The 23337-nt window shown below is 74.6% G+C and carries 24 protein-coding genes; 7 read left to right on the plus strand and 17 right to left on the minus strand.

Annotated elements, in window-relative coordinates; translation table 11 throughout:
- Nucleotides 1–36 precede the first annotated feature (36 nt).
- The 8 genes from ABTY56_RS01075 to ABTY56_RS01110 form a co-directional block, all read right to left on the minus strand.
- Nucleotides 37–624, minus strand: a complete 588-nt coding sequence (locus ABTY56_RS01075) for a TerD family protein (protein WP_350625127.1) — start codon at nt 622–624, stop codon at nt 37–39.
- 228 nt (nt 625–852) lie between these two features.
- Nucleotides 853–1491, minus strand: coding sequence for a methyltransferase domain-containing protein (locus ABTY56_RS01080; protein ID WP_350625129.1), 639 nt, complete (start codon nt 1489–1491; stop codon nt 853–855).
- 410 nt (nt 1492–1901) lie between these two features.
- Entirely contained in the window at nt 1902–2675 is a 774-nt protein-coding gene (locus ABTY56_RS01085) for a bestrophin-like domain (protein ID WP_350625131.1), read from the minus strand.
- A 109-nt stretch (nt 2676–2784) separates the two neighbouring features.
- Nucleotides 2785–2919: a hypothetical protein gene (locus tag ABTY56_RS01090; protein WP_350625133.1), complete on the minus strand. Its 135-nt coding sequence runs from the start codon at nt 2917–2919 to the stop codon at nt 2785–2787.
- 1234 nt (nt 2920–4153) lie between these two features.
- Complete coding sequence (locus tag ABTY56_RS01095; protein ID WP_350625135.1) at nt 4154–5560, minus strand: family 2B encapsulin nanocompartment shell protein; 1407 nt, start codon at nt 5558–5560, stop codon at nt 4154–4156.
- A 538-nt stretch (nt 5561–6098) separates the two neighbouring features.
- Complete coding sequence (locus ABTY56_RS01100; protein WP_350625137.1) at nt 6099–6608, minus strand: hypothetical protein; 510 nt, start codon at nt 6606–6608, stop codon at nt 6099–6101.
- 350 nt (nt 6609–6958) lie between these two features.
- Nucleotides 6959–8413, minus strand: coding sequence for a MocR-like pyridoxine biosynthesis transcription factor PdxR (pdxR, locus tag ABTY56_RS01105; protein WP_350625139.1), 1455 nt, complete (start codon nt 8411–8413; stop codon nt 6959–6961).
- Between the two features lie 102 nt (nt 8414–8515).
- A complete protein-coding gene (locus ABTY56_RS01110; RefSeq protein ID WP_350625141.1) occupies nt 8516–9112 on the minus strand; it encodes a universal stress protein in 597 nt (198 codons plus the stop codon).
- 474 nt (nt 9113–9586) lie between these two features.
- Here ABTY56_RS01110 and ABTY56_RS01115 point away from each other — a divergent pair, with 474 nt between their 5' ends.
- Complete coding sequence (locus ABTY56_RS01115; protein WP_350625143.1) at nt 9587–9982, plus strand: transglycosylase family protein; 396 nt, start codon at nt 9587–9589, stop codon at nt 9980–9982.
- 145 nt (nt 9983–10127) lie between these two features.
- Here the strand turns inward: ABTY56_RS01115 and ABTY56_RS01120 are convergent, their stop codons facing one another.
- Nucleotides 10128–10712 (minus strand): pyridoxamine 5'-phosphate oxidase family protein, encoded by a 585-nt coding sequence (locus ABTY56_RS01120; RefSeq protein WP_350625145.1) that lies wholly within the window; start codon nt 10710–10712, stop codon nt 10128–10130.
- A 132-nt stretch (nt 10713–10844) separates the two neighbouring features.
- Between ABTY56_RS01120 and ABTY56_RS01125 the strand changes: the two genes are divergently transcribed.
- Complete coding sequence (locus tag ABTY56_RS01125) at nt 10845–11741, plus strand: helix-turn-helix domain-containing protein (RefSeq protein WP_350625147.1); 897 nt, start codon at nt 10845–10847, stop codon at nt 11739–11741.
- 195 nt (nt 11742–11936) lie between these two features.
- Here the strand turns inward: ABTY56_RS01125 and ABTY56_RS01130 are convergent, their stop codons facing one another.
- Nucleotides 11937–12371 (minus strand): CBS domain-containing protein, encoded by a 435-nt coding sequence (locus tag ABTY56_RS01130; RefSeq protein WP_350625149.1) that lies wholly within the window; start codon nt 12369–12371, stop codon nt 11937–11939.
- 201 nt (nt 12372–12572) lie between these two features.
- Between ABTY56_RS01130 and ABTY56_RS01135 the strand changes: the two genes are divergently transcribed.
- The 4 genes from ABTY56_RS01135 (at nt 12573) to ligD (ending at nt 16268) form a co-directional block, all read left to right on the plus strand.
- The gene (locus ABTY56_RS01135) at nt 12573–13469 is read left to right on the plus strand and encodes a helix-turn-helix domain-containing protein (protein ID WP_350625151.1); all 897 of its coding nucleotides are present in this window, start codon (nt 12573–12575) and stop codon (nt 13467–13469) included.
- 42 nt (nt 13470–13511) lie between these two features.
- Complete coding sequence (locus ABTY56_RS01140; protein ID WP_350625153.1) at nt 13512–13940, plus strand: VOC family protein; 429 nt, start codon at nt 13512–13514, stop codon at nt 13938–13940.
- A 4-nt stretch (nt 13941–13944) separates the two neighbouring features.
- Nucleotides 13945–14304, plus strand: a complete 360-nt coding sequence (locus ABTY56_RS01145; RefSeq protein WP_350625155.1) for an MmcQ/YjbR family DNA-binding protein — start codon at nt 13945–13947, stop codon at nt 14302–14304.
- A gap of 122 nt (nt 14305–14426) precedes the next feature.
- Nucleotides 14427–16268 carry a non-homologous end-joining DNA ligase gene (gene ligD, locus ABTY56_RS38780; protein WP_502893002.1) on the plus strand — a complete coding sequence of 614 codons (1842 nt, stop codon included), beginning with the start codon at nt 14427–14429 and terminating at the stop codon, nt 16266–16268.
- Nucleotides 16269–16398: 130 nt separating this feature from the next.
- Here ligD and ABTY56_RS01160 read toward each other — a convergent pair whose 3' ends face one another.
- The 7 genes from ABTY56_RS01160 to ABTY56_RS01190 all read right to left on the minus strand — a co-directional run bounded on the left by ABTY56_RS01160 (nt 16399) and on the right by ABTY56_RS01190 (nt 21323).
- Nucleotides 16399–16983, minus strand: a complete 585-nt coding sequence (locus ABTY56_RS01160) for a type 1 glutamine amidotransferase domain-containing protein (protein ID WP_350625157.1) — start codon at nt 16981–16983, stop codon at nt 16399–16401.
- A 12-nt stretch (nt 16984–16995) separates the two neighbouring features.
- Nucleotides 16996–17292, minus strand: coding sequence for a PRC-barrel domain containing protein (locus ABTY56_RS01165; protein ID WP_350625159.1), 297 nt, complete (start codon nt 17290–17292; stop codon nt 16996–16998).
- Between the two features lie 4 nt (nt 17293–17296).
- On the minus strand, nt 17297–17704 hold the full coding sequence (locus ABTY56_RS01170) for a DUF3040 domain-containing protein (RefSeq protein WP_350625161.1): 408 nt from the start codon (nt 17702–17704) through the stop codon (nt 17297–17299).
- Nucleotides 17705–17770: 66 nt separating this feature from the next.
- The gene (locus tag ABTY56_RS01175; RefSeq protein ID WP_350625163.1) at nt 17771–18214 is read right to left on the minus strand and encodes an HAD family hydrolase; all 444 of its coding nucleotides are present in this window, start codon (nt 18212–18214) and stop codon (nt 17771–17773) included.
- Between the two features lie 197 nt (nt 18215–18411).
- Nucleotides 18412–19029 (minus strand): GNAT family N-acetyltransferase, encoded by a 618-nt coding sequence (locus ABTY56_RS01180; RefSeq protein ID WP_350625165.1) that lies wholly within the window; start codon nt 19027–19029, stop codon nt 18412–18414.
- Nucleotides 19030–19157: 128 nt separating this feature from the next.
- A complete protein-coding gene (locus ABTY56_RS01185) occupies nt 19158–19814 on the minus strand; it encodes a TNT domain-containing protein (RefSeq protein WP_350625167.1) in 657 nt (218 codons plus the stop codon).
- Nucleotides 19815–20039: 225 nt separating this feature from the next.
- Complete coding sequence (locus ABTY56_RS01190; protein ID WP_350625169.1) at nt 20040–21323, minus strand: geranylgeranyl reductase family protein; 1284 nt, start codon at nt 21321–21323, stop codon at nt 20040–20042.
- A gap of 443 nt (nt 21324–21766) precedes the next feature.
- On the opposite strand from ABTY56_RS01190, the gene ABTY56_RS01195 reads away from it, so the two are divergent.
- Nucleotides 21767–22759: an LPXTG cell wall anchor domain-containing protein gene (locus ABTY56_RS01195; RefSeq protein WP_350625171.1), complete on the plus strand. Its 993-nt coding sequence runs from the start codon at nt 21767–21769 to the stop codon at nt 22757–22759.
- Nucleotides 22760–23337 lie beyond the last annotated feature (578 nt).

Raw genomic sequence — 23337 nt, forward strand, 5'->3', positions numbered from 1 at the left:
GGGTGCGTGCCAGGCCGGGTGCCAGCCGGCCGGGGCTCAGAGGTGCTTGACCAGCTCCGGCATCAGGTCCTGGAAGGTCCGCCCGCTGGCGGGCTGGCCGATCGCGGTCATCTGCCAACCCGTCCCCGTGCGCTGCACCTTGGCCATGATCTGCGCGGTGTACGGGCCGCCGCCGGTGAGCGTGTAGCGCGCCAGCTCGGCGCCGGTGGTCTCGTCCACCAGCCGGCAGAAGGCCGCCTCGACCTCCTGGAAGGTCTGCCCGGTGAAGGAGTTGACGGTGAAGAGGATCTGGTCGACCTCGGCCGACACCGTCGTCAGGTTGACCGTGATCCACTCGTCGTCGGTCGCGTTGCCCGCGCCGCCGACCAGGTTGTCCCCGCTGTGCCGCACCGAGCCGTCGTTGCTGGTGAGGTGCTGGAAGAAGACCACGTCCACCGGCCGGCCCTGGGCGAACAGCACCGCCGAGGCGTCCAGGTCGATCTCCCGGCCGGCGGCGAGGAGCTTGGCGAGGAAGCCCTTGCGTTCCGCCGCCTTCCAGCCCAGCCCCATCCGGACCAGGCTCAGCTGCCCACCGCCCGGCTTCTCCAGGCTGATCTTCTGACCCTTGGCCAGCGAAACGCTCATCGCGCCCTCCTCGTTCTGCCACCGCCGCGTGCCGCGAATCTACAGCACTGTAGACAGTTTGTGATCGTCCGACGGAGTCCGGGCAGGAGCCCTGGAAGCACCCCTACCCCGCACGCCGCCGCACCTCACCCCCGACAACGGTCCGCACACCAAGGAACCGGCGGTCAGGCGCCTTCAGCCCGCCGTCCGCCGTCCGCCGTCCGCCACAGCCGTGGACCCGGAGCACGTTCACCCGGCGCCGCGCTCCAGCCGTACCAGCGCGTCCACCGCGACGCCGCCCGCGCCCCCGCCCTTGTGTCCGGGCTCGCCGCCGACCGTGCGGTGCACCCGCTCGGCGCGGACGGTGCGCAGGCCGAGGTCGGCGAGGTCCGCCAGGACATCCTCCGGAGTGAAGAGCACGGCCGGGTCCTGCGGGCCGCCGACGCCCTCGGTGAGGTTGCTCAGGTCGTGCCCGACGACCAGCAGGGTGCCACTGGGGGCGAGCGCGTCGGCGGCGCGGCGCAGCGCCGTGCGACGGTCCGCGGCAGGCAGCTGGAGGTAGGCGGCCAGGACGAGGTCGTAGCCCCCGGCGGGGGCTTCAAAGGTGCGGGCGTCGCCGTGGCGCCAGGTGAGCCGGTCGGCGACCTCGTCGGGCAGGTCGGCGGTGAGCCGTTCGGCCCGCTCCAGGGCGACGGCGGAGAAGTCCAGTCCGGTGGCCTCCCAGCCCTGGGCGGCCAGCCAGATGGCGTTGCGGCCCTCGCCGGCGGCCAGGTCGAGGGCGTGGCCGGGGGTGCGGCCGGTCAGTTCGCGAACCACCCACTGATTGGGTGCCGTGCCCCACACCAGCTCGCTCGCGGCGTAGCGGTCGTCCCAGTCCTGGCTGTCCATCGCGCGTCCTCCGTTCGGCGGGCCTGCCGGTACCGGTCAACCTACCGGGCGACCGCAAGCCGGGCCGGGGGCCGTCCGGCGGGCGGACACCCTCGACGGCGAACACCGGTCCCGTCCGATCCGGTCGGTCGCGACACGCACGGACGGCGTGTACGGGCAGCAGGCCGGGCGCCGCGGGCTGACCTCGGTGCGGTAGCAGCGCACCGCACCGTCCATCACGCCGGCCGCGAGGCCGCACGGGGCGGGCGCCGAGGGGCGGCGAGATCCGGCGTCGGTTCGGACACTGCCGACGATCCCCTCGATGCCTCCGCCGGGGACCGGTTCCCGGCGATCCGGGCAAGATTATCCGAAGATCATCTGCCTGGATTCTCCCGGTGTCCGGGAGTACCGGGACCGGCCCTCCCGGCGGGTCAGCCCTTGAGGTTCAGCGTCGGGAAGAGGTCCTCGAACGGCTGGGTGGTCACCGAGACGCTGCGGGCGAACGGGTCGTCGAAGTCCCAGATCATGAACAGCAGGAAGGCGATCAGCACGCTGAAGCAGAGCGCCAGGATCAACTCCCTCGGGGTGCGCCGGATCTGCAGGGCGAACAGCATGCCGACGGTCACCACCGCGCCGCCGATCAGGCCGAACCAGACGATCCCCGGCATCGTCGAGCCGGCGTTCTGACCGCGCGCCTGGCGGGCCTCGGAGGCCTGACTGATCCGGTCCATGATCGGCTGGTAGGCCTGCGACTCCAGGTCGGAGGCCGGCGCCCGGGTGGCGACGTCGGTCTGCAGCTTCTGCAGCAACTGGTCGCCCTGCTCGGAGATCTCGCCGTTCTCGCGCATGTAGTCCCACTCGGTGTTCACCACGTACGTGACGTAGGCGTCCACGTCGGCCCGGACCTGGTCGCGGAACTCGACCGGGTAGACCACCGCCCGGTCGCTCACCTCGCGCAAGGACTGCGCCTCGCGGAACAGGTCGTCCTGGGCGACGCCGCGCGCCTCCCAGACGCCCGCGATGGCGAGACCGAGGACGATCGCGTAGACCACCCCGATCATCATCGTGATGTACTCGATGACGTCCGGGGTCTCGTCCGTGTTCTCCTCTGCGGCGCCCACCCGACGGTTCCTCAGCAGGACCACCGCCACCACGACGGCCAAGGCCGACGCCATGGCGATGGTCAACGCCACCCACTCGGACATGGGAACTCCCTTCTCTGGCTTGGCTTGTGACGAAACGGAAAGGTCTGGGGCGGCCCCGGGCCGACGGACGCCGCAGGGCCGGACGGCGGGCGGCGGGGCCCGCGGCCGGTCAGGACCGGCCCGAGCGGCCTCGGCCCTGACCGCGACCCGGGCGGAGGGCCGCCGCGGCGAGCACACCGGGCACCATGATCAGCAGCAGCGTGGTGGTCATCGGGGCGCCGTGGTGGCGCTGCACCACGGCCATCGGCTGCGCCGCCGGGACGGGGAACACCGGTCGCGTCGGCGGGGCCGGCCACAGCGGGCTCGGGCGCGCCGGGCTGGGCCGGGCCGGGGCGGGCGGAGCCGGATCGGCAGGTGCGGGCGCGGGGGCCGCCGGGGGCGCCGGAGGCGGTGCGGGCGCGGGCGGCGGCGGAGGCGCGGGGGGCGACGCGGGCGGCGGACTGGGAGCCGGCGTCGGGCTGGGCGGGGTCGGCGACGGTGTGGGGGTACGCGTCGGAGTCGGAGTCGGGGTGGGGGTCGGGGTACGCGTCGGTGTCGGCGTCGGTGTCGGCGTGTGGGTCGGGGTCGGGGTGGGCGTCGGTGTCGGCGTGGGCGTCGGTGTCGGCGTGGGTGTCGGAGTCGGAGTCGGGCAGGGATGCGGGTGGTGATGGTGGTGGTGATGCCAGTCGTGCCAACCGTGCCCGTCGTGATCGCCGTGCCCGGACTGCCCGTCGCTCCCCTCGTGCTCGTCGTCCGGCCGCCCGTGCTCCGGCTGGAGTCCGGCCGAGGCGGAGGGCGCCGCCGGGCGGGGGGTGGCCCGGGGCGTGTGGCACGGGTGGTGTCCGGCCGGGGGCTTGTGGCCGTGGTGTCCCGTCCCGGCGTTAGGGGCGACGCTGACGCCGACCTGGACGTCCACGCCCACCCCGACGCCCACGCTGCCGCCCGGCCCCACCGACACCGACACGTCGGTCCCGGTGCAGACGCAGGTGTCCACGGACGGGCCCTGCGGATGCCCTCCGGTGCGCTCGGCCCCGGACGCGGTCGCGCCGGTGACCAGCGCGCACATCGCGACCGCGCCGACGGCGGCGCCGATCAGCCGCGCCCGTCGCCCGGAGGCCGGTGTCCCGCCGCCGTGCAGCGGTATCCGTCGTAACTGCCGACGCTGGGACATGGGCACCACACACCTCTCGGATCACCTGGGGACGGAACGGGCGGAACAGAACGGGACCTGACAGGACGAGACCTGACAGGACGGGACCGAAGCGGAACGGCCGGGCACTGGTCGACGGATCGCCGCAAGCACAGCAGGACAGCCGACAGCGGTCACTCCCCGGTCGAAGTCGATCGGGCACGACCAGAAATGATCGGACGCAATCAGCCGGACGGCCCGCCTTTCCGGGGGGCGGGCCGTCCGTCATCAGGTCAAACGATCATCGAGCCGGCCGGTTACGGCCCGCGCCCGTTGTTGTGCGCGATCAGTTGGGCGATCAGTTACGCGGTCAGTGGCGACGGTGCGCGATCTCCACGTTCTCCAGCACGCCGACCGCGTCCGGCACCAGGATCGCGGCCGAGTAGTAGGCGCTGACCAGGTACGAGATGATCGCCTTCTCGTCGATCCCCATGAAGCGGACCGAGAGCGACGGCTGGTACTCGTCCGGGATGCCGGTCTGGTGCAGACCGATCACGCCCTGGTTGTCCTCACCGGTACGGATCACGAGGATCGAGCTCGTGTTCTCCTTGGTGATCGGGATCTTGTTGCACGGCAGGATCGGTACCCCGCGCCAGGCCGGCACCTGCTGCCCGCCGAGGTCGACGTGGGTGGGGTACAGGCCCCGGGCGTTGAACTCGCGGCCGATCGCGGCGATGGTCCGCGGGTGGGCCAGCAGGTAGTCGGGGTCACGGCGACGGTTGAGCAGCTCGTCCAGGTCGTCCGGGGTGGGCGGGCCGGAGTGGGTCTGGATCCGCTGGTCGAAGTCGGCGTTGTGGAGCAGGCCGAACTCCGGATTGTTGACGATCTCGTGCTCCTGCCGCTCGCGCAGGGCCTCGATGGTCAGCCGCAGCTGGTGCTCGGTCTGGTTCATCGGCTGGTTGTACAGGTCCGCGACCCGGGTGTGGATCTTCAGGACGGTCTGCGCGACGCTCAGCTCGTACTCGCGCGGCTTCAGCTCGTAGTCCACGAAGGCGCCGGGGAGCTCGAACTCGCCGTGGTGGCCGGCCGACATGGCGATCTCGGCCTCGCCGCGCTCGTTCTGGGCCTGCAGCGGCAGGGCCAGGAACGCCTGCAGGTGCTCCTGGAGGCTCGGCGCGTTGTCCCGGATGGCGGCGAAGTCCGCCCGGGACAGGGTGAGGGCGACACCGGAGGTGGCGGTCTTGGCGGTGAAGTCCCAGGCGGCGTCCGGGTTCAGCAGCGCGTCGTCGCCGAAGCGGTCGCCGTCCGCGGCCACGCCGATCTCGGTCTCGTCACCGTACTTGCCGGTGCCCACCAGGTTGACCCGGCCGTGCGCGATCAGGAAGATCCGGTCGGCGGCCTCGCCCTGGGTGGTGAGCACCTCGCCGGGGCCGAAGTCCCGCTGCTGGCAGCGGTCGGCGAGGGCGGCGAGCACGTCCTCGTCCTCGTAGCCGCGCAGCAGCGCCAGCTCGCCCAGCTCGGCCGGGATCACCCGGACCTGGGAGCCGGTCTTGATGAACTCCACCACGCCGTTGCCCACGGCGTAGGTGAGCCGGCGGTTGACCCGGTAGGCGCCACCGGCGGCCTGCACCCAGGGGAGCACCTTGAGCAGCCAGCGGGAGGTGATCTCCTGCATCTGCGGTGCGGACTTGGTCGTGGTGGCAAGGTTGCGGGCAGCGGCCGTCGCAAGGCTCTGCTGCTTGACCTGCTCTGTCTCCGGGCTCGTGTCCACGGGCATCGGCAGGGTCTCCATTCCTGTGGTCGGGTCACGCGGCCAAGGCCATCCGAACCGCCCTGGGCGCATGCCGTGACGGATCATCAGATCCGTAGACTGGTGGGGGCGTTGGCGACGTATCGCGAGTGAGGCCACCGGCTGGCGGTGGCCCATCCGGAACCCTAGATCACCAGGACCCGGCCAAGCCCGCACGGACGCCCAGTACCCCCCGATAGGGTGAATCTCGCGCGGTCCGCCCCCATCACGCCGAGGATCGGAGGAACATCCGTTCACCCCGGCGGATCCCCGCGACGCCAACGGCCTCCCCTCCCCGACCACGACCCCGCCGGCCGCCCCGGCGGCCACCGACCGGCGTCAACCCGGCACACCGGTCGACCGGTTCTCAGGCCCGTGCGGCCGGTGCCGTACGCGGTCGAACCGAACTGCCGGGCCCACCTCGCCTCCGGGCGCGCAGAAGGGCCCGTCAGGCGCCGACACGGGGGGAGGCCGGCACCTGACGGGAGTACGGGGATGCGCAGTGGGGGTGCCGGGTCGGTCCCGGTCAGGTGCAGGCGACCTGGGTGCCCGGGACCTCGACGATGCCCGAGTTGTTGTTCAACCCTCCGTTGTACTCGTAGTACAGGTAGGAGTAGAAGTCGATCCGGGTGGCATCACCGCAGGCCGAGTCGGGCGCGATGGCGTAGGTCACCGTGAAGGTGCTGACGGCTCCCGGTCCGAGCGGCACGTCGTACCGGGCGATGCCGCCGTGGACGTTGTCACTGCAGCCGTTGGTCTGGGTGCCGCAGGCCGTCTCGGTGAACTTGAGGCCGGTCTGCAGGCTGGTCCCGTAGGTCTCCTGGACACTCTGGTAGACGAACTGGATCGGCGTGTCGTACGGGTTGGTCAGCGTCAGCGTGAGCGTGAACTCGCCGCCCCGGACGGTCGTCTGCCTGTCGGAGACGACCGTGAGGGGCAGCGGGGAGTCGGCCCGGGCGGGAGCGGCGGAGAGGAGCAGACCGACGAGGGCCGGGCACGCGACGAGCGCGGCGCGGATCGGATGTGTTCTGCGCATGACCATGGAGCGTAGGCCGGGGCACCGCCGGGGTTGCCCGCCTCTGCCCGGTTCCGTACCGACGCAGGAGCCGCGAGCGGACGCGGCGGACCGGTCGGTCCGGTCACGGCCCCGTCCGGGCGTCCGGGGGTTTATGCTTCGCGGTCCCCGGCCCTGCCTCCGGCCCGGCGCCCGGCTGCTCCCCCGCACCGCTCGGGCGGGCGGGCCGGCCGGTCCGGCTCCCCCGGTCCGGTTCCCCCGCTCCGCTCCCCCGTTTCGGTTCCCCCGCTCCGCTCCCCCGTTTCGGTTCCCCCGCTCCGCTCCCCCGTTTCGGTTCCCCCGCTCCGCTCCCCCGTCCCCGCCGTCCCTGCTCAGGCCGGCGGCGGCAGGATGTCGCAGAGCGCCGCGACCGCCGCCGCGTAGGCGTGGTCGGGCGGCGTGGCGTAGCCGACCACCAGCCCGTCCACGGTGGGCATGGCCTCCGGGCCGATCGCCGGGTGCCGGAAGTCGGCGAGCCCGTCGACGGCCAGGCCCCGGTAGGCGGCGGCCTTGAGCACCGAGCGCTCGGTGCCCGGTTCCAGTCGCAGCACGGCGTGCAGACCGGCCGCGATGCCGGACACCTCGACGTGCGGGGCGCTCGCCGCCAGCGCGGCCACCAGCTGGTCGCGGCGGTCGCGGTAGCGGCGGCGCATCCGGCGCACGTGCCGGTCGTAGCCGCCGGAGTCGATGAACTCGGCGAGGGTCAGCTGGTCCAGCGCGCTGGCCCAGCCCTCGCGCTCGCCCTTGGCGGCGAGCACCCGGTCGACGAGATGGTCCGGCAGCACCATCCAGCCGAGGCGCAGCGCGGGGGTGAGGCTCTTGCTGGCGCTGCCGACGTAGACCACCCGCTCGGGGTCGAGGCCCTGGACGGCGCCGACCGGCTGCCGGTCGTAGCGGAACTCGCCGTCGTAGTCGTCCTCCAGGAGCAGCCCGCCGCGGCCGCGCGCCCAGTCGATCACGGCGGCGCGGCGGCCCGGGTTCAGCGGGCCGCCGGTGGGGAACTGGTGGGCGGGGGTGAGCAGGGCGGTGCGGACGTCTCCGTGGTGCGTCAACTCGTCGACGAGGGCGCCCTGTTCGTCGATCGGCAGCGGAACGGCCGTCACCCCGGCGGTGGCCAGCAGCCCGCGGTGGAAGCCCAGCCCGTACGCCTCGACGGCCAGCGGGCCGTTCTCGGCGGGCGGCAGGACGGGCCGCGCGCCGTCGAAGAGCAGTCGCAGGGCGTGGGCGAAGCCGGAGCAGATCACGATCCGGTCCGGGTCGGTGCGCACTCCCCGGGCGCGGGCCAGGTAGTCGGCGAGGACGGTGCGCAGCTCGCGCCGGCCCTGCGGATCGCCGGGCCCGAAGGCCTCGTTGGGTGCGGCGGTGAGGGCCCGTCGGGCGGCGGCCAGCCAGGCGGTGCGGGGGAAGGAGGCGGCGTCGGGCTGGCCCTGGCGCAGGTCGTGCCGGGGCCCGGGCCGGCGCGAGGGCCGGCGGGCCCGGGTGGCGGGGACGGGCTCGGCGCGTTCGGCGACGGCGGTGCCGGATCCCTGACGGGCGGTCAGCCAGCCCTCGGCGACGAGTTCGGCGTAGGCCTCGGCGGCCGTGTTGCGGGCCAGGCCGAGGTCTACGGCGAGGGCCCGGTACGGCGGCAGCCGGGTGCCGGGTGCCAGCCGGCCGCTGCGGATCGCCTCGCGCAGGGCCGTCATCAGCGCGGCGCGGCGGCCGCCGGTGGCGGGGAGGTCGAGGTGCAGGTCGTTGCCGGTCGGGTGGGCGGGCTCGGAGGGGTGCGTGCCCCGCGTGTCCGTCATGTTCACGCACCCTACCCGCCGCCCCGTCCCCGCCCTGCGGCCGGTCGGCCCCGGCCCCGCCGGCCCTGGCCCCGGCCCCGACTCCGACTCCGGCCGTCACTGTCAGGGAACGACGGTCACCGGCCAGCGGCCTGCCTTCACCAGCCGGACGGCCACCGATCCGATCACCTTGTGCCCGGCCTGCTCGGAGACGCCGACGACCACGGCGTCGGCGCGCAGCTCGTCGGCGAGCCTGGCCAGTCCGCCGTACGGGTCGCCGCGCATGGTCAGGAACCGCCAGTCCACCTTCCACACCTCGCGCACCCGCTCCTCGGCCTCGCGCAGGGCGGCCAGCAGTTCCTCGGCGATCTCCTGGGTGGTCTCCTCCACCGCGGCCCCGGCCAGGGCGGTCGCGGCGGCGAGGATCGGCTGGATGTACGCCACCGCGAGGACGGCGCCCTGCCGGCGGGCCAGCCCGGCGGCGTAGGCGGTGGCGCGCCAGGAGGAGTCGGAACCGTCCAGCCCCGCCAGGATCACCGTGGGCCCGTCGGTCCCCAGCTCGAAGCCCTGCGGTGCGGCCGCGGCCTCGTGGCCCTCGGCTCCGACCGGCCCGCTCGGCCCCGTCGGCCCGGTCGGCACCGCGGCCCCGGCCGCCCCTCCCGCACCGGCGTCCGCGGCTCCCGCGTCCGCCGCACCCGCTGCATCGCTCTCGTTGCTCATGGCCCAGAGGCTATGTGCGGCACCGTGCGTGAGCCCACGGGGCACTCCGGGTGAGCCCTGTGGTGCGGGCCACCCGGGGCGGCGGCGGGCGCGGCGGATCCGGCACCGGCGGCGGGCGGGCCGTCACGCGCTGTCGACGATGTGCGCGGCCTCACAGCGCTTTCGCTGTGGCCCGGGCCACTTCACCGGGTGGTTTGATCTTGGAAATAGGTGGAAATCGGGCGAAATCAGCACAATTCCTTGATCCTTACGCCCGGTAACAGGCCTCTGACGTGCCTAAACCCTCGAATCCTTGAATCGGCCACGACCGGACCCGTAACTTCGAACCCGTTGCACCGAGCGATCCGCTCCGGACGGGCCTCACCGCCCACCGAGCAGGAACGGTGCCGAACCACGCGAGTGACGCGTCCCCGAAACCGTCGGCCTTCCGAGGGCCTGGTTCCGCATGCTCGCAACCCCTCCGAAAGGAACTCCATGACCTTCCGTAACGAGACCGCCGCTGCCACCACCACTGCCACCCCGAAGCGCCGCAACCGCGTCCGGATGGCTCTGATGGCCGGGGCGCTCACCGCCCTGCCCGTGGCCGGCCTCGTCACGGCCACCAGCGCCTCCGCCGCTCCGGCCGGTGTCTGGGACAAGGTCGCCGCCTGCGAGGCCACCGGCAACTGGGCCATCAACTCCGGCAACGGCTTCTACGGCGGCCTCCAGTTCACCTCCAGCACCTGGGCGGCCTTCGGCGGCACCTCCTTCGCCCCGCGCGCCGACCTGGCCACCAAGGACCAGCAGATCTCCATCGGCGAGAAGGTCCTCGCCGCCCAGGGCCCGGGCGCCTGGCCGATCTGCTCCGTCAAGGCCGGCCTGGGCAAGTAAGACCCCCACGCTGCCGCCGCACCCCTGCCGGGTGCGGCGGCTTCGTCGTCCCCGCGGCCATACGCCCCGGAGTCGCGGCCGTACGCCCCGGAGTCGCGGCCGTACGCCCTGGAGTCGCTGCCGCCGTCCGCCCCGGACGCGCCCGTCAGGCCGGTCGGGGCGGGAGCGGCAGCGGGACGGCGGGCAGTCCGTCGATGCTGGTCCCGACGAAGGGCTTGCGCTCGCAGTAGACGCCGAACTCCTCCTCGTCCTTGCGGTCGAAGTACCGGGTGTGCAGGTCGCGGTCGGCGCGGTAGTCCATGAACGGCACCGCGTACCCGCAGGAGTCGCTCACCCGCTCGGCCTTGACCAGCACGATCGCCCGCAGGCCCGACCCGTCGGCGGCCGGGTCGAAGTGGCCGAGCAGCTCGGCGAAGCGCGGGTCGTCCCGGAAGACCGCCTCACCCGTGCCGTGCACCCGCACCACGGTCGGCGGCCCCTCGAAGGCGCACCACATCAGGGTGATCCGGCCGTTCTCCCGCAGGTGGGCGACGGTCTCGGCCTGTGAGCCGCCGAAGTCCAGGTAGGCGAGGGTGAGTTCGTCGAGCACCGCGAGGGTGCCGGAACGGCCCTTCGGCGAGAGGTTGACGTGCCCGTCGGCGGCCAGCGGGGCCGTCGCCACGAAGTAGACCGGCTGGCCCTCGATGAACCGGCGCAGTCGACCGTCGATGGATTCGTACTGCTTTCCCATGTGCGCGATTGTGCCCGCATCTCGACTGGCGGGAAAGAGGAATCCATTCCGTGAGACCGTCCTGAGCTGCCGTCGGTACGCCTAGGATGACCTGTGTACATGTCACCCACCCCGCCCAGCACGGGAGTTGAGATGACCGGGAACACCCTCCCGAAGACCGCGCCGGGGATGGTCCTCGGCGCACCCGCCGTACCGCTGCGCCGGTACGTCCTCGGCTACCGCGGCTACCGGCTGGACCTGCGGCAGCCGCGCCGCCGACTGGAAGTGCCGACGGACGTGGTCACGGTGGCCCTCGCCTTCGAGGGCAGCATGCGCCTCACCGACGCCGTCTCCCCCACGCCCGCCGCCTCCTTCGGGTCGGTCGTGGCCGGGCTGCGCCGCACCGCGACGATCGCCGAACACTCGGGCGTCCTGCACGGGTTGGCCGTCTCGCTCACCCCGCAGGGCGCCTTCCGGGCGTTCGGCCCACTGGCCGGCGACCTCGGCGGGCAGTGGGCCGAACCCGGGGACGTCCTGGGCCCGCGGCTGCGCGCGCTGACCGACCGCCTGGCCGACACCCCGAGCTGGCCGGCCCGGTTCGCCATGCTCGACGGCTACTTCGCCGCGCTGTTCGCGTACGGCCCGGACTGGGAGCCGTCCGTCCGCTGGGCCTGGCACCGACTGCGGCGCTCGCACGGCATGGTGCCGATCCACACCCTGGTCGAGGGCACCGGGTGGAGCCGCCGCCGGCTGGAACTGCGCTTCCGCGAGCACCTCGGGCTGGCCCCCAAGCAGGCCGCCGGGATCCTCCGGCTCCAGCACACCCTCGGCGTCCTGGCCGCGCGCGAGGACCGCCCCACCGGCGCCGACCTCGCCGTGCTCTGCGGCTACTACGACCAGTCCCACCTCGACCGGAACTTCCGCGGCATGGTCGGCTGCTCGCCGCGCGAGTTCCTGGCCTCCCGCAGCGGCGCCGAAGCCCTGCCCGAGCCCACCGACCGGGTGGCGGGGCGGGTGACCAGCGCCGTCCTCGACGCCGGCGGAGCCTGAGACGGGCCCCGGCTCCGCTCCGGAGCGCGTGCGCATTCGTACAAGACGCGCGGCGGCCCCGTCCGGCACCTTCGAAGTGCCCGGCCGGTTACGGGGGGACCGGCCGGTCACGGGCGCGAACGGGGCCGGGGCTCGGCTCGGAACCAGCCGAGCCCCGTCACTGCGTCAGTCACTGCGTCGGATCACCGCAGCGGCTCACTGCTTCATGTAGACGCTGTCCATGAAGTCGATGATCTGCTGGTCCGTCAGCCGCTGGCCGTCGCGGTGGCCCATCGCCAGGTCGGCCTCGCTGATCATGCCCACCAGCCGCTCCCCGTCGATCACGGGGATGCGCCGGATCTGGTGCTGCTCCATCTTGCGCAGCACCACGTCCATGCTGTCCTCGGCACGCACGCAGTGCAGGTGGCCGGACAGGTCCATGGCCGTCATCGTGGCCGGGTCCTTGCCCTCGGCGATACACCGCAGCACGATGTCGCGGTCGGTGATGATGCCCTTCAGCTTCTGGTCGTCGCCGCAGATCGGCAACGCACCCACGTTCTTGTCGCGCATCATCATCGCGGCCTCGGCCAGCGTCTGGTGGGCGCCGATGCACTGGGCGCCGGTGTGCATGATCTCTCGGGCAGTGGTCACGGGGACTCCTTCGTCGGTGGTTCCCCCCGCATCCCCCCGGACGGTTCTCCCCCGCGCCCGACACGGGCGCGAACGGGGTGACCGCGCCCTCACCATAAGCAACGCCGCGCCGGTCCGCGACCGCGCCGGGCCCGCCGGGACGGCAGCCGCGCCGGGCGGCGACCCGGCGCCCCGGCCCGCTGGACCGCCGATACTGGGAGGGTGACCACGGACACCGCAGGGCCCGGTGCCGGGACCGTCGACGAGGCCGTCCGGGCCCGGCCCGCCACCGCACTGCGCCCGTACGTGGCCTGGTACTCCGGCTACCGGCAGCGCGGCCTCGCCCCCGCCGTCCACCGCGGCCTGCCCTCCCCCTACCTGACCTTCATCCTCACCCTCGACGAACCCCTGGTGATCGCCGGACACCCCGACCCGGCGCAGCCGCCCGGCAGCTACCCGACCCTGCTCGGCGGCCTGCACACCGCCCCCGCCCTGATCACCCACGAGGGTGCCCAGTCCGGCGTGCAGATCGCCGTGCACCCGCTCGCCGCCCGGGCGCTGTTCGGCCTGCCCGCCGGGGAGTTGGCCGGGATCGACGTCCCCGCCGACGAGGTGATCGGACGGCTGGGCCCGCAGCTGCAGGACCGGCTGCGGGCCGCGCGGACCTGGGAGGAGCGGTTCGCCGCGCTGGACGGGGCACTGCTGCGGGCCGCCCGGCCGTCCGGGCAGGTGCCGCCCGAGGTCGGCTGGGCCTGGCGGGCCCTGCTCCGCAGCGGCGGCGCGCTGCCGGTGGCGGCACTGGCCCGGGAGACCGGCTGGAGCGCCCGGCACCTGCAGGAGCGGTTCCGCCGGGAGACCGGGCTGACGCCGAAGGCCGCCGCCCGGGTGATCCGCTTCGACCGGGCCCGGCACCTGCTCGCCGCCTCGGCCCCGCCGTCCCGGCTGGCGGAACTGGCCGTGCGCTGCGGCTACTTCGACCAGGCGCACCTGGCCCGCGAGTTCCGCGCGCTGGCCGGGGCGGCGCCGAGCGCCTGGCTGGCGGCGGAGGGCCCGGAGACGGCGAAGTTCCGAAACGTCCAAGGCGGCGTGGCCGGGGCGGCCGCAGAGTGGGAGGCGTAGCGGACTCCCGCACCCACCCGAGCCGATCCCGAGGAGACAGCCATGGACGCCACCGAGACCTCCCCCGCCCCGCAGGTCTGGCCCAGCCTGCGCGCCACCGATGCCCGGGCGCTGATCCGCTTCCTGGTCGAGGCCTTCGGTTTCCAGGAGGTCGTCGCCCACGGTGAGGGCGAGTTCGTCGCCCACGCCGAGCTGGCCTGGCCCGAGGGCGGCGGCGTGATGCTCGGCTCGGACCGCGAGACGCCCGACGGGGACTCGCCCTGGCCCGGCAAGCCGGGCGGCTTCACGGCCTACGTGGTCACCGCCGACCCGGACGCCCTGCACGCCCGCGCGGTGGCCGCCGGTGCCCGGATCACCACCGGGCTCCACGACACGGACTACGGCTCGCGCGACTTCGCGGCCGCCGACCCCGAGGGCAACCGCTGGTACTTCGGCACCTACCCGGGCGCGCCCCGGCCGGCCACGAGGTAGCGCCGTGCCCGGAACGGCCCACGGGCCGGTGGACCGGCTGCGGGCCCTCTGCCTGGCGCTGCCGGAGGTCGAGGAGCGGGTCAGCCACGGGGAGCCGACCTGGTTCGCGGGCTCCGGCCGCCGGGCCCGGGTGTTCGTCATGCTCGCCGACCACCACCACGACGACCGGCTCGGCTTCTGGTGCGCGGCGCCCGGCGGAGCGCAGGAACGGATGGTCGCACAGGCCCCCGACCGCTACTTCCGGCCGCCGTACGTGGGGCACCGGGGCTGGCTCGGCGTGTACCTGGACGGGCCGGCGCCGGACTGGGCCCGGATCGAGGACCTGGTCGCGGACGCCCACGCGCTGGTCGGTCCCGGACGGTGACCACCGCCTGCCGCCGGCCGCCAGCCGCTCGGCCGCCCGGCCTCGGGCGATGGCCGCCGAACCGGGGCAGACTGGCTGCGGGGGCCACCCACCGGAGGCTTCGGAGACGGACCGTGCCGCAGATGACGGTGGACGGGCGCACCCTCGCGCTCTCCCACCTCGACAAGGTGTACTACCCGCGCACCGGCACCCTCAAGGGCGAGGTGCTGCGCTACTACGCCGCCGTCCACGCCGCGCTGCTCCCCCACCTGCGCGACCGCCCGGTCTCCTTCCTGCGCTGCCCGGACGGGGTCGAGGCGGAGGTCTTCGTGGCCAAGAACCCGCCCCCGGGCACCCCCGACTGGGTGCGCAGCGTCGAGGTCCCGAGCAACACCGGGGAGTTGCGGCAGGTGGTGCTGGAGGACGGCGCGGCGCTGCTGTCCGTCGCCAACCTGGGCTGCCTGGAGCTGCACGTCCCGCAGTGGCACGCGGCCGCGCCCGCCCTCGCCGACCGGCTGGTCCTGGACCTCGACCCCGGCGAGGGCGCGGACGTCCTCACCTGCCGGGCGGTCGCGCTGCTGCTGCGCGAACGGCTGGCGGCCGACGGCCTCACCGCCTGGGTGAAGACCTCCGGCTCCAAGGGCCTGCACCTGCTGGTCCCGATCGAACCCACGCCCAGCACCCGGGTCTCCGCGTACGCGAAGGAACTCGCCGCCGCCCTGGAGGCCGAGCACCCGGACCTGGCGGTGCACACCATGGCCAAGGCCCGGCGCCGGGGCCGGGTGCTGGTCGACTGGTCGCAGAACAACGCCAAGAAGACCACCGCCGCGCCCTACACCCTGCGGGCCCGGCCGCTGCCGACGGTCTCCACCCCGCTGTCCTGGGCCGAGCTGGAGCGGGCCGCCGGGGAACGCGAGCTGACCTTCACCCTCGCCGAGGTCCCGGAGCGGGTGGCCGCCGACGGCGACCTGTTCGCCCCGCTGCTGGACCCGGAGCGGGCCCGCCCGCTGCCGACCGCCCCCTCGGCGGCGCCACGGCAGCCGGGGCAGCCACCACCGGGAGGGACGAGACCGCCGGCGGCCCGGCGGGCGCGGGAGCCGCGCCAGGTCCTGCAGCCGCCCGTCGAGGTGATGCGCCCCGCAGCCGTCACCGCCGTACCGCCCGCCGACGGACTGGGCGGCGGCGGCGTGCAGTACGAACTGAAGCTGGACGGCTTCCGCTGCGTCGCGTTCGCCCGCGGCGACCACCCGCCGGTCCTGCAGTCCCGCAGCGGACGTGACCTCGCCCCCGAGTTCCCGGCGATCACCGCCGCCGTCGCCCGGCTGCCCGAAGGACTGGTGCTGGACGCCGAACTGGTCGCCTGGCGCGGCGGCCGCTTCGCCTTCGGCGAGCTGCTGCGCACCCGCCGGGCCCGCGCCGCCGCCTCGGACGTCGCGCTCGGTCTGATCGCCTTCGACGTGCTGGCCCTGCCCGGCCGCGACGTCCGACGGCTCCCGCTCGCCGACCGTCGCCGGCTGCTGCTCGCCGCCCTGGCCGACGTCCCGCCGCCGATCCGGCCGGTGCTGGCCACCACCGACCGGGCGGAGGCGCTGGAGTGGATGGAGCAGCTCGCCGACACCGGGGTGGAGGGCCTGGTCTGCAAGGCCGCCGCCTCCCCGTACCGGCCGGGCGGCGCCGGGCGCTCCTGGGTCAAGTACCGCCGCAGCGACACCCTCGAGGCCACCGTCAGTGCCGTCACCGGCCCGGCCGCCCATCCGCACGCGCTGGTCCTCCGACTCGACGACGGCCGGGTCTTCCTGACGACCCCCCGGCTCACCCCCGTCCAGTCCCGCGAGGTCGCCGACGTCACCCGCCCCCTCCTCGGCCCGGCCACCACCGACCCCGACCACGGCCCGGTCCACCCCCTGACCGCACCACTGCGCGCCGAACTCACCCTCACCGGGCGCCCGCCCAACGCCACCTTCGTCCGCCTCCGGGGCGACTGAGACCGCCTCCGCGCCGGGGGCGCCACCTGCACCGCTCCCCGGGCCCACTACCCGACGCGACCTCCGCCCGCCTCCGAGCCGACCGGGACGACTCCCCCGCCCCGGTGTGGGTCTTTCCTCCCGTCGGCCGCTACCTGTGCCGCTTCGCCGTGGCGTGGGCGAACTCCGTCACGAGCGCGTCCTCGAAGAGCGGCAGGTCGCCCGGCTTCCGGCTGGTGACGAGCGGGCCGGGGCCGTCGTGGCAGACGTGGACCGATTCGTCGACCCAGTGGGCACCCGCGTTGACCAGGTCGGTGCGCAGGCTGGGCCAGGAGGTGAGGGTGCGGCCCCGGACGGCGTCGGCCTCGATGAGGGTCCAGGGCGCGTGGCAGATCGCCGCGACCGGGCGGCCGCCGACGCAGCAGGCGTGCACGAACGCCACCGCCTGGCGGTCCAGGCGCAGGTGGTCGGGGTTGGCGACGCCGCCGGGCAGGACCAGGCCGTCGTAGTCGGCCGGGTCGGCCTCGGCGACCAGGGCGTCCACGGCGAAGGTGTCGCCCGGGGCACGGTGCCGGACGGCCTGGACCCGGCCCTCGGCGGTGGACAGCAGGCGCGGGGTGCCGCCGGATTCGGCGACGGCCTGCCAGGGGGAGGTCAGTTCGGCCTGCTCGACCCCGTACGGTGCGACCAGGAAGGCGATCGTCCGGCCGGTGAGCGTGGTGGACGGCCAGGGCATGGCACCGGGTCCTCAGCGCGGACGGGGGGCGGTCAGGTCGACGGCGGCGGGCGGGGCGGAACTGAGCCTGGCCCGCGGGCAGTCGAGGTGGACGGCGAGCACGAGGTGGTCGACCCGGGCGACCGAGCCGACCGGGACGAGCACCCGGGTGCCCGGCACCCAGGGCTCGGCGTCGACCAGCAGGTGGTCCCCGGTGTCCTGCTCGACCGTGCCGACCGGGCCGTCGGTGGCCTGCACCTCGTACCCGACCAGGCCCGGATCGGCGGCGGGATGGGAGCCCGGGCGGTGCTCCCAGAGATCGGTGGTCATCGCGTCACGCCTCCGGCCGGTCCCATGGGCGCCGTTCGCGGCGTTCGCGGCGCTCCTCCGCTTCGGCGGCCTCGATCCGGCCTTCCCGGGAGGCGCTGCGACGGCGCAGCAGCTCCGAGGTGGCGACCGCGGCCGCCACGGTGGCCGCCCAGACCACGGAGAGCGCGGCCAGCACGGCCGTGGTCGGGGTCCGTGCGCCCACGCCGAGGCAGATCGCCGTCATCACCAGGACGGTCAGGACCACCCCCGCGGTGGCCCGGCGCCCGACGGCGCGGAGCACGCGCCGGACCCGGCCGGGCCGCTTGGCGCCCATCGTGCTCAGCTTGCGGTCGAGCCGTGTGTCCTGGCGCAGATCGGACTCGATCTCCTCGAGGAGCCGCCGCTCCCATCCGCTCAAAGCGGGACCGTCCATCTCGGTCACCTCCGACACTTCCGGTGACGTGCTCGCACCGGGGCGGTTTCCCGGTACGGGCCGGCGCTAACCGTTCCGGGCGCCGCCTGTTCCGGCGCCCACGGGTCCGAAGGCCCGGGGACGGGCCAGCAGGCTGTCGTCCAGGACACGCAGCAGGGCGGGGGCGTCGCGGTGGACCTCGGCCGCGCCCGCCGCCCGCAGCTCCGGACCGGCGGCACCGCCGGTCTCCAGGGCGATGCACGGCACTCCGGCCCGCCGCGCCGCCCGTACCTCGCGCACGCTCCCCGCGACGGCCACCGCGTGCGAGGGGGTGCCGTCCAGCAGGTCCAGCGCGGCCCGGACCGGATCGGTCCCGGGGGCGGTCACGGTCAGGGCCGGGGCCCCGGCGGGTCCCGGCCCGGTCAGCACGACCGTCCAGCCCCGGGCGGCGCACTCACGCAGCAGGTCCGCGCCACCGGGCAGCGCGGGCCGCCAGTCGGTACCGAAGAGAGCTGCCGAGATCACCGTCATGGCCACCGCTTCCGTTCGCAGGCCACGCGCCGTATGCGCCCTTCCAGGTTAGGCCGCTCCTCCGCCCGGCGCGCTGCCTGCCGGGCCGGGGCGTCCGGGAGCGGTGCGGCGGGGTTGCGGTCGCGGCCCCCTGGGCGGTCGCGGGCCGCGCCCGCGTCGGCGGACCACGCGGGCCGGGTCCGGGCGGTGCCTCGGGTCTAGGCGGTGAAGGGGTCCGAGGCCAGCCGGGCGTGCAGGTGTTCGTCCTGGTAGTCGCGGCCTTCGAAACGCCACGAGGCGCGCAGGGTGCCCTCGTACGGGAAGCCGGCGCGCTCGGCGACCTTGCAGGAGTTGTCGTTGCCGACGGCGTGGAACAGCTCGATGCGGCGGGCGTCGGCGGTCTCGACGGCCCAGCGGGTGACGGCGGTGGCCGCCCGGGTGGCCAGGCCGCGGCCGCGGGCGGCGGCGAGCAGCCAGTAGCCGACCATGGCGACGCCGTCGGCCTGGTTGCTCCAGCGCAGGAAGGCGTTGCCGAGGAGGGTGCCGTCGGCGGCGTCGGTGATCGCGAAGCCGGCCATCGTGCCGTCGGCCCAGTGGTCGTCGCAGCGGTCCAGGTAGGCCTCGGCGGTGGCCGGATCGGTGGCGCTCAGCGGGTTCCAGCGGGCGATGTCCGGGTCCGTCGACGCGGCGACGAGCGCGGGGACGATGCCGCCGGGCACGTCGAGGGCCCGCCCCCAGGGGCGCAGCAGGGCGTCGCCGAGGTCGAGGACGGCGGGGCGGAAGACGCGCCGCTCGGTGGTGGGGTCGCTGGTGGTGGGGTCACTGGTGGTGGTCACCCGCTCTTCCTATCCCCGGCTCCCCCGCAGTCGCCAGCGATTAATCCTGGCCCGTGACCCGGCGCGACGGTGGCGTCCGGTGACCGCGCGGGGCGGGGGCACCGGACGCCGCCGTCCGTGACGGTGGCTCAGATCCGGGCCAGGTATCCGTTCTCCACCAGCCAGAGGACGTTCAGCTTGGCCGGGCCGCCGGGCAGCAGGGTCGCGTCGAGCTGGTACTGCAGGCCCCAGCCGGGCTGGTCGAACCACGGCGCGATCGGGCCGGCGTGCACCGTGAACGCCTTGACCACCTTGTAGTCGTGGTAGTTGCAGGCGGCCGGCGGGTTGCCGTCCAGGCTCTGCGGCGGTATCGCGCGGTTGGCGTAGGGCAGGCCCTCGGGGGCGAGGAAGGCGCCGTACTCGCTGCCGTAGCGGTCGATGTTCTGGTTGGGGTGGAGCGTGATGTCGAACTCGATCGGGCTGCCGTCGGGCAGGGTGACGTAGCCGTCGGCGGGCGGGTAGATCCAGCCGCCCTTGCCGCCGTTGGCGGTCGCGTCGTAGTAGTGCGCGAGGAAGGCCTGGTCGCTCGCTCCGCCGGTGCGCTGGTAGCCGATCAGCTGGCGCCCGATCCGTCCGCTGGTCGGCAGGTCCTGCGGGCCGAGGCGGGCGTCGTCGTGGTGGAAGGCGGCCGAGCACTGGTCGGAGGGGGTGGCGGCCGGGGCGGCCGCGGCGGCGGGGATGCTCGGGGCGAGCACGGCCACGGCCGCGGCGAGGGGTACGGCGAGCAGGCGAAGGCGAAGGCGCACGGTGTCTCCGTCGGACGGGTCGGCGGTCGGGTCGGCGGTCGGGGAACCAGCCCCGGAGGGGTGTTTCGCTCACCCTTCGTGGCCGATTCGACACCAGGCAATCGGATCATCTGATCGTTCGTCAACATGATCCTGACAACGGCCCGTTCGACTCCGTGGTTTCGGCCGAACCCGGGACACGGCGACCGCCCACCCGCGAGGATGGGCGGTTCGGCGGTCCTGTGCTCAGCGCCCCGGCGCGACCCGCCCGAGCAGGTGGAGCAGCCGGTCGAGGGAGTCCTTGGAGTTGGGCTCGGTCAGGTTGACCATGAGCCGGAACGCCACCTTCAGCAGCGCGGGGCGGCCGAGTCCGGCGGCGCCCGCGGCACCGAGCAGCTTGGGCCGCCCGAGCAGGTCGGCGGCCAGGCGGCCGAGCGCGAAGTAGCCGGCGTAGGCGGAGTGCAGTGCCCGCGGGTAGGCGCGCAGGGCGAGTTCGCGGCCGCGGTCGGTGCGGCGGGCCAGGGCCTGGACGATGGTCTCGGCGGCGTAGCGGCCGGATTCCATCGCGTAGGCGATGCCCTCGCCGGTCCCCGGGCTGACGGTGCCGCCCGCGTCGCCGACGAGCAGCAGGCCGTCCGCGTAGTGGGGCCGGCGGTTGAGGCCCATCGGGAGGGCGGCACCGCGGATCGGCTCGGTCACGCCGTCGGGGGTGTAGCCGTACCCGGGCGGCAGCTCCTCGCACCAGCGGCGCAGCAGTTCCCGCCAGTCCACGTCGGTGCCGGCGGTGTCGAGGACGCCGAGGCCGACGTTGGCGGTGCCGTCGCCCATGCCGAACACCCAGGCGTAGCCGGGCAGCAGGCGCCGGGCCGGGTCGCTCGGGTCGCGCAGGTCGAGCCAGGCCTCCAGGTAGCGGTCCTCGTGGCGCGGGGTGGTGAAGTACGTCCGGTAGGCGACGCCCATCGCGCGGTCGGTGCGGCGGTAGCGCTTCATGGCGACGGACAGCCGGGTGGAGTTGCCGTCGGCGGCGACCACGACCGGGGCCCGGTAGGCGACGGAACGGCGGTCCTCGCCCAGCTTGGCGGTGACGCCGGTGATCCGGCCGGTCCGCTCGTCGACCAGGGGGCCCGCCACATTGGCGCGTTCGATCACCCGGGCGCCGTAGGAGGCGGCCTTCTGCGCGAGCAGGTGGTCGAAGTCGGCGCGGCGGCGCACCAGTCCGTACCCGGGGAAGGCGGAGAGCTCGGGCCAGTCGAACTCCAGCGAGCGCCGGCCGGCGACCAGCCGCAGACCACGGTTGTGCAGCCAGCCGGCCTCCTCGGAGACGTCGATGCCGAGGTCGGTCAGCTGCTTGACGACGCGCGGGGTGAGGCCGTCGCCGCAGACCTTCTCGCGTGGGAAGGCGGACTTCTCCAGCAGCAGGACGTCCAGGCCGGTCCGCGCCAGGTGGGCGGCAGCGGTGGAGCCGGCCGGGCCGGCACCGACCACGATGACGTCGGCGCTCTCCTCGGCGGTCTGCTCGGGGCCGGGCATCGCACTCTCCCACGGGTCGGCTCGGCTGCACGCGCAACGGAGTCAGCGGACTGGGCGGTTCCAGACGGACGATAGAGAAACCTGGCGCCCGCCCGCCGCCCCGACACGCAGGCCGTGCCCGGGGACCGGTCAATACCGGCCAGATCGGTGTCACGGGTTCACCCGCCGGGTCGGGGCCCGGAGTTGACCGCCGCCGGCCGCCGTACCGGCCGGAACGCACACGAATCCATGACAACCGGGTGATCGGATCGTTGTAACGAACTAGTCGGGCGAACCGACCAGAGCGCTGCATTTCGGCCAAACCTCCCTTGCGTCACGTTTCTCTCTGCGGGAACTTTTGTGCCCCTCACGTCGTACGGCACCGGCTCACGCCGAACGGCCGACCAGAGGCTCCCTCCCACCGCGCAGGCGCGTCCCCGCCTGCCGTACCCGATGGAACACCCATGCACATCCGCTCCACCGCCGCGCGCTCCCTGGTGGCCGTCCCGACCGCCGCCGCCCTGATGCTGCTCGCCCCCGCCGCCGCGCACGCCGTCGCCGGTGGCGGCGGCAAGGGCGGTGCCCCCGGCAACAACGGCACCGTCAAGATCCACGACGCCGCCACCGGCCAGGAGGACGTCCGCAACGAGCCCAAGGTCTGCACCTTCTACCTGGACTCCTTCGGCTTCGACGCCAACCAGGACGTGATCTGGGCGATCACCACCGTCGGCGGCGGCCCGCAGGAGAAGCTCGTCGCGTACGGCGACCTCCCGGTCGACGGCCACGGCCACGTCCGCACCGAGGACATCCACCTGCCGGACGGCCACTACAAGCTCTACTGGCAGTCCGTCGAGCTGGTCGACGGCGAGCTGCCGGAGGACACCAAGCTCAACAACCCCAAGCACAAGGTCTTCAAGGTCGACTGCGGCGGCGAGACCACGGCCCCGACCGGCAAGCCGTCGCCGGCCGTGACGCCGACCCCGACCAAGACCCCCACCAAGACCCCGACCGGCGGCCCGACCTCCGTGCCGACCCCGCCGGTGCACACCCCGACCGCTCCGGCCACGCCCTCGGCCCCGGCCACGCCGAGCGCCACCGCGAAGCCGACCGAGACCCCGAGCGCCACGCCCACCACCCCGGCGGCCACCGCTCCGGCGACCGGCGAGCCGACCGCCGCCCCCACCGAGGTCCCGAGCGCGGGCCCGTCGACCCCGCCGACCGCCACCGTGCCGGTGCACACCCCGACCACCGACACCCCGGTCAACCCGGACGCGCCGCTGCCGCTGCCCAAGAAGGTCAGCGTCCCCACCCCGATCCCGGGCGCCCCCTCGGACGGCAAGAAGCTGGCCAGCACCGGCAGCGACGGCACCCTGCTGTACGCGGGCGCCGGCACCGTCCTGCTGGCCGCCGGCGCGGGCGCGGTGGTCTACGCCCGCCGTCGCCGCACCTCGGCCTGAGGCACGTCCGCCTGAGGCGCATCGGTCCGAGGCACGCCGGCCTCAGGCACCGCCGCCTGATGAGGCACGTCCTCCCAGGGCACCGGGTGTCGACGCACCGGCTGCCCCGCGACACCGAGCCCGCCCGGGGCGCTGACCCCGCTCCGGGCACCCGCCGCGTCTGAGCCGCGGCAGCACCGGGCCCCCGGCCCCGCGAGCAGCCGCGGGGCCGGGGGCTCCGTGTCGTAGGGCGGCGCCCGTGTCCCCCGAGGGCCACGGCCGACGGCGCCGCCGACGACGAGGGCCCCGGATCACGGGGGTGGGACCAGGGGCCCTCACCCTGTCCTACGGCCGGCCCGCCGTCCCGGGTTCACCACCGGTACCGCGAACGCCACCGGCTCCACCGGCCACTGTTCCGGGAGGGCCGGAAGCCCCCGGCCCCATGGGGGAACCGGCCAGGGGCTTCCACCCTCCGGCACGGACGACCGGCCGCCGCCGGTTCACCGGCCGCACCGCGCACTCCACCGGTGCCGGCCCGGGAACACCGGAAGCCCCTGGCCCACGGGGGAACGGGCCAGGGGCTTCCACCCTGGACTACG

Source organism: Kitasatospora sp. NPDC097691 (assembly GCF_040302665.1).
Lineage (GTDB): Bacteria > Actinomycetota > Actinomycetes > Streptomycetales > Streptomycetaceae > Kitasatospora.

What these genes read in the sequence shown, in the direction of transcription:
- ABTY56_RS01075 (WP_350625127.1), bottom strand. Translation starts at nt 624, where the DNA reads ATGAGCGTTTCGCTGGCCAAGGGTCAGAAGATCAGCCTGGAGAAGCCG.
- ABTY56_RS01080 (WP_350625129.1), bottom strand. Translation starts at nt 1,491, where the DNA reads ATGGACAGCCAGGACTGGGACGACCGCTACGCCGCGAGCGAGCTGGTG.
- ABTY56_RS01085 (WP_350625131.1), bottom strand. Translation starts at nt 2,675, where the DNA reads ATGTCCGAGTGGGTGGCGTTGACCATCGCCATGGCGTCGGCCTTGGCC.
- ABTY56_RS01090 (WP_350625133.1), bottom strand. Translation starts at nt 2,919, where the DNA reads ATGGCCGTGGTGCAGCGCCACCACGGCGCCCCGATGACCACCACGCTG.
- ABTY56_RS01095 (WP_350625135.1), bottom strand. Translation starts at nt 5,560, where the DNA reads ATGCCCGTGGACACGAGCCCGGAGACAGAGCAGGTCAAGCAGCAGAGC.
- ABTY56_RS01100 (WP_350625137.1), bottom strand. Translation starts at nt 6,608, where the DNA reads ATGCGCAGAACACATCCGATCCGCGCCGCGCTCGTCGCGTGCCCGGCC.
- pdxR (WP_350625139.1), bottom strand. Translation starts at nt 8,413, where the DNA reads ATGACGGACACGCGGGGCACGCACCCCTCCGAGCCCGCCCACCCGACC.
- ABTY56_RS01110 (WP_350625141.1), bottom strand. Translation starts at nt 9,112, where the DNA reads ATGAGCAACGAGAGCGATGCAGCGGGTGCGGCGGACGCGGGAGCCGCG.
- ABTY56_RS01115 (WP_350625143.1), top strand. Translation starts at nt 9,587, where the DNA reads ATGACCTTCCGTAACGAGACCGCCGCTGCCACCACCACTGCCACCCCG.
- ABTY56_RS01120 (WP_350625145.1), bottom strand. Translation starts at nt 10,712, where the DNA reads ATGGGAAAGCAGTACGAATCCATCGACGGTCGACTGCGCCGGTTCATC.
- ABTY56_RS01125 (WP_350625147.1), top strand. Translation starts at nt 10,845, where the DNA reads ATGACCGGGAACACCCTCCCGAAGACCGCGCCGGGGATGGTCCTCGGC.
- ABTY56_RS01140 (WP_350625153.1), top strand. Translation starts at nt 13,512, where the DNA reads ATGGACGCCACCGAGACCTCCCCCGCCCCGCAGGTCTGGCCCAGCCTG.
- ligD (WP_502893002.1), top strand. Translation starts at nt 14,427, where the DNA reads ATGACGGTGGACGGGCGCACCCTCGCGCTCTCCCACCTCGACAAGGTG.
- ABTY56_RS01160 (WP_350625157.1), bottom strand. Translation starts at nt 16,983, where the DNA reads ATGCCCTGGCCGTCCACCACGCTCACCGGCCGGACGATCGCCTTCCTG.
- ABTY56_RS01165 (WP_350625159.1), bottom strand. Translation starts at nt 17,292, where the DNA reads ATGACCACCGATCTCTGGGAGCACCGCCCGGGCTCCCATCCCGCCGCC.
- ABTY56_RS01170 (WP_350625161.1), bottom strand. Translation starts at nt 17,704, where the DNA reads ATGGACGGTCCCGCTTTGAGCGGATGGGAGCGGCGGCTCCTCGAGGAG.
- ABTY56_RS01175 (WP_350625163.1), bottom strand. Translation starts at nt 18,214, where the DNA reads ATGACGGTGATCTCGGCAGCTCTCTTCGGTACCGACTGGCGGCCCGCG.
- ABTY56_RS01190 (WP_350625169.1), bottom strand. Translation starts at nt 21,323, where the DNA reads ATGCCCGGCCCCGAGCAGACCGCCGAGGAGAGCGCCGACGTCATCGTG.
- ABTY56_RS01195 (WP_350625171.1), top strand. Translation starts at nt 21,767, where the DNA reads ATGCACATCCGCTCCACCGCCGCGCGCTCCCTGGTGGCCGTCCCGACC.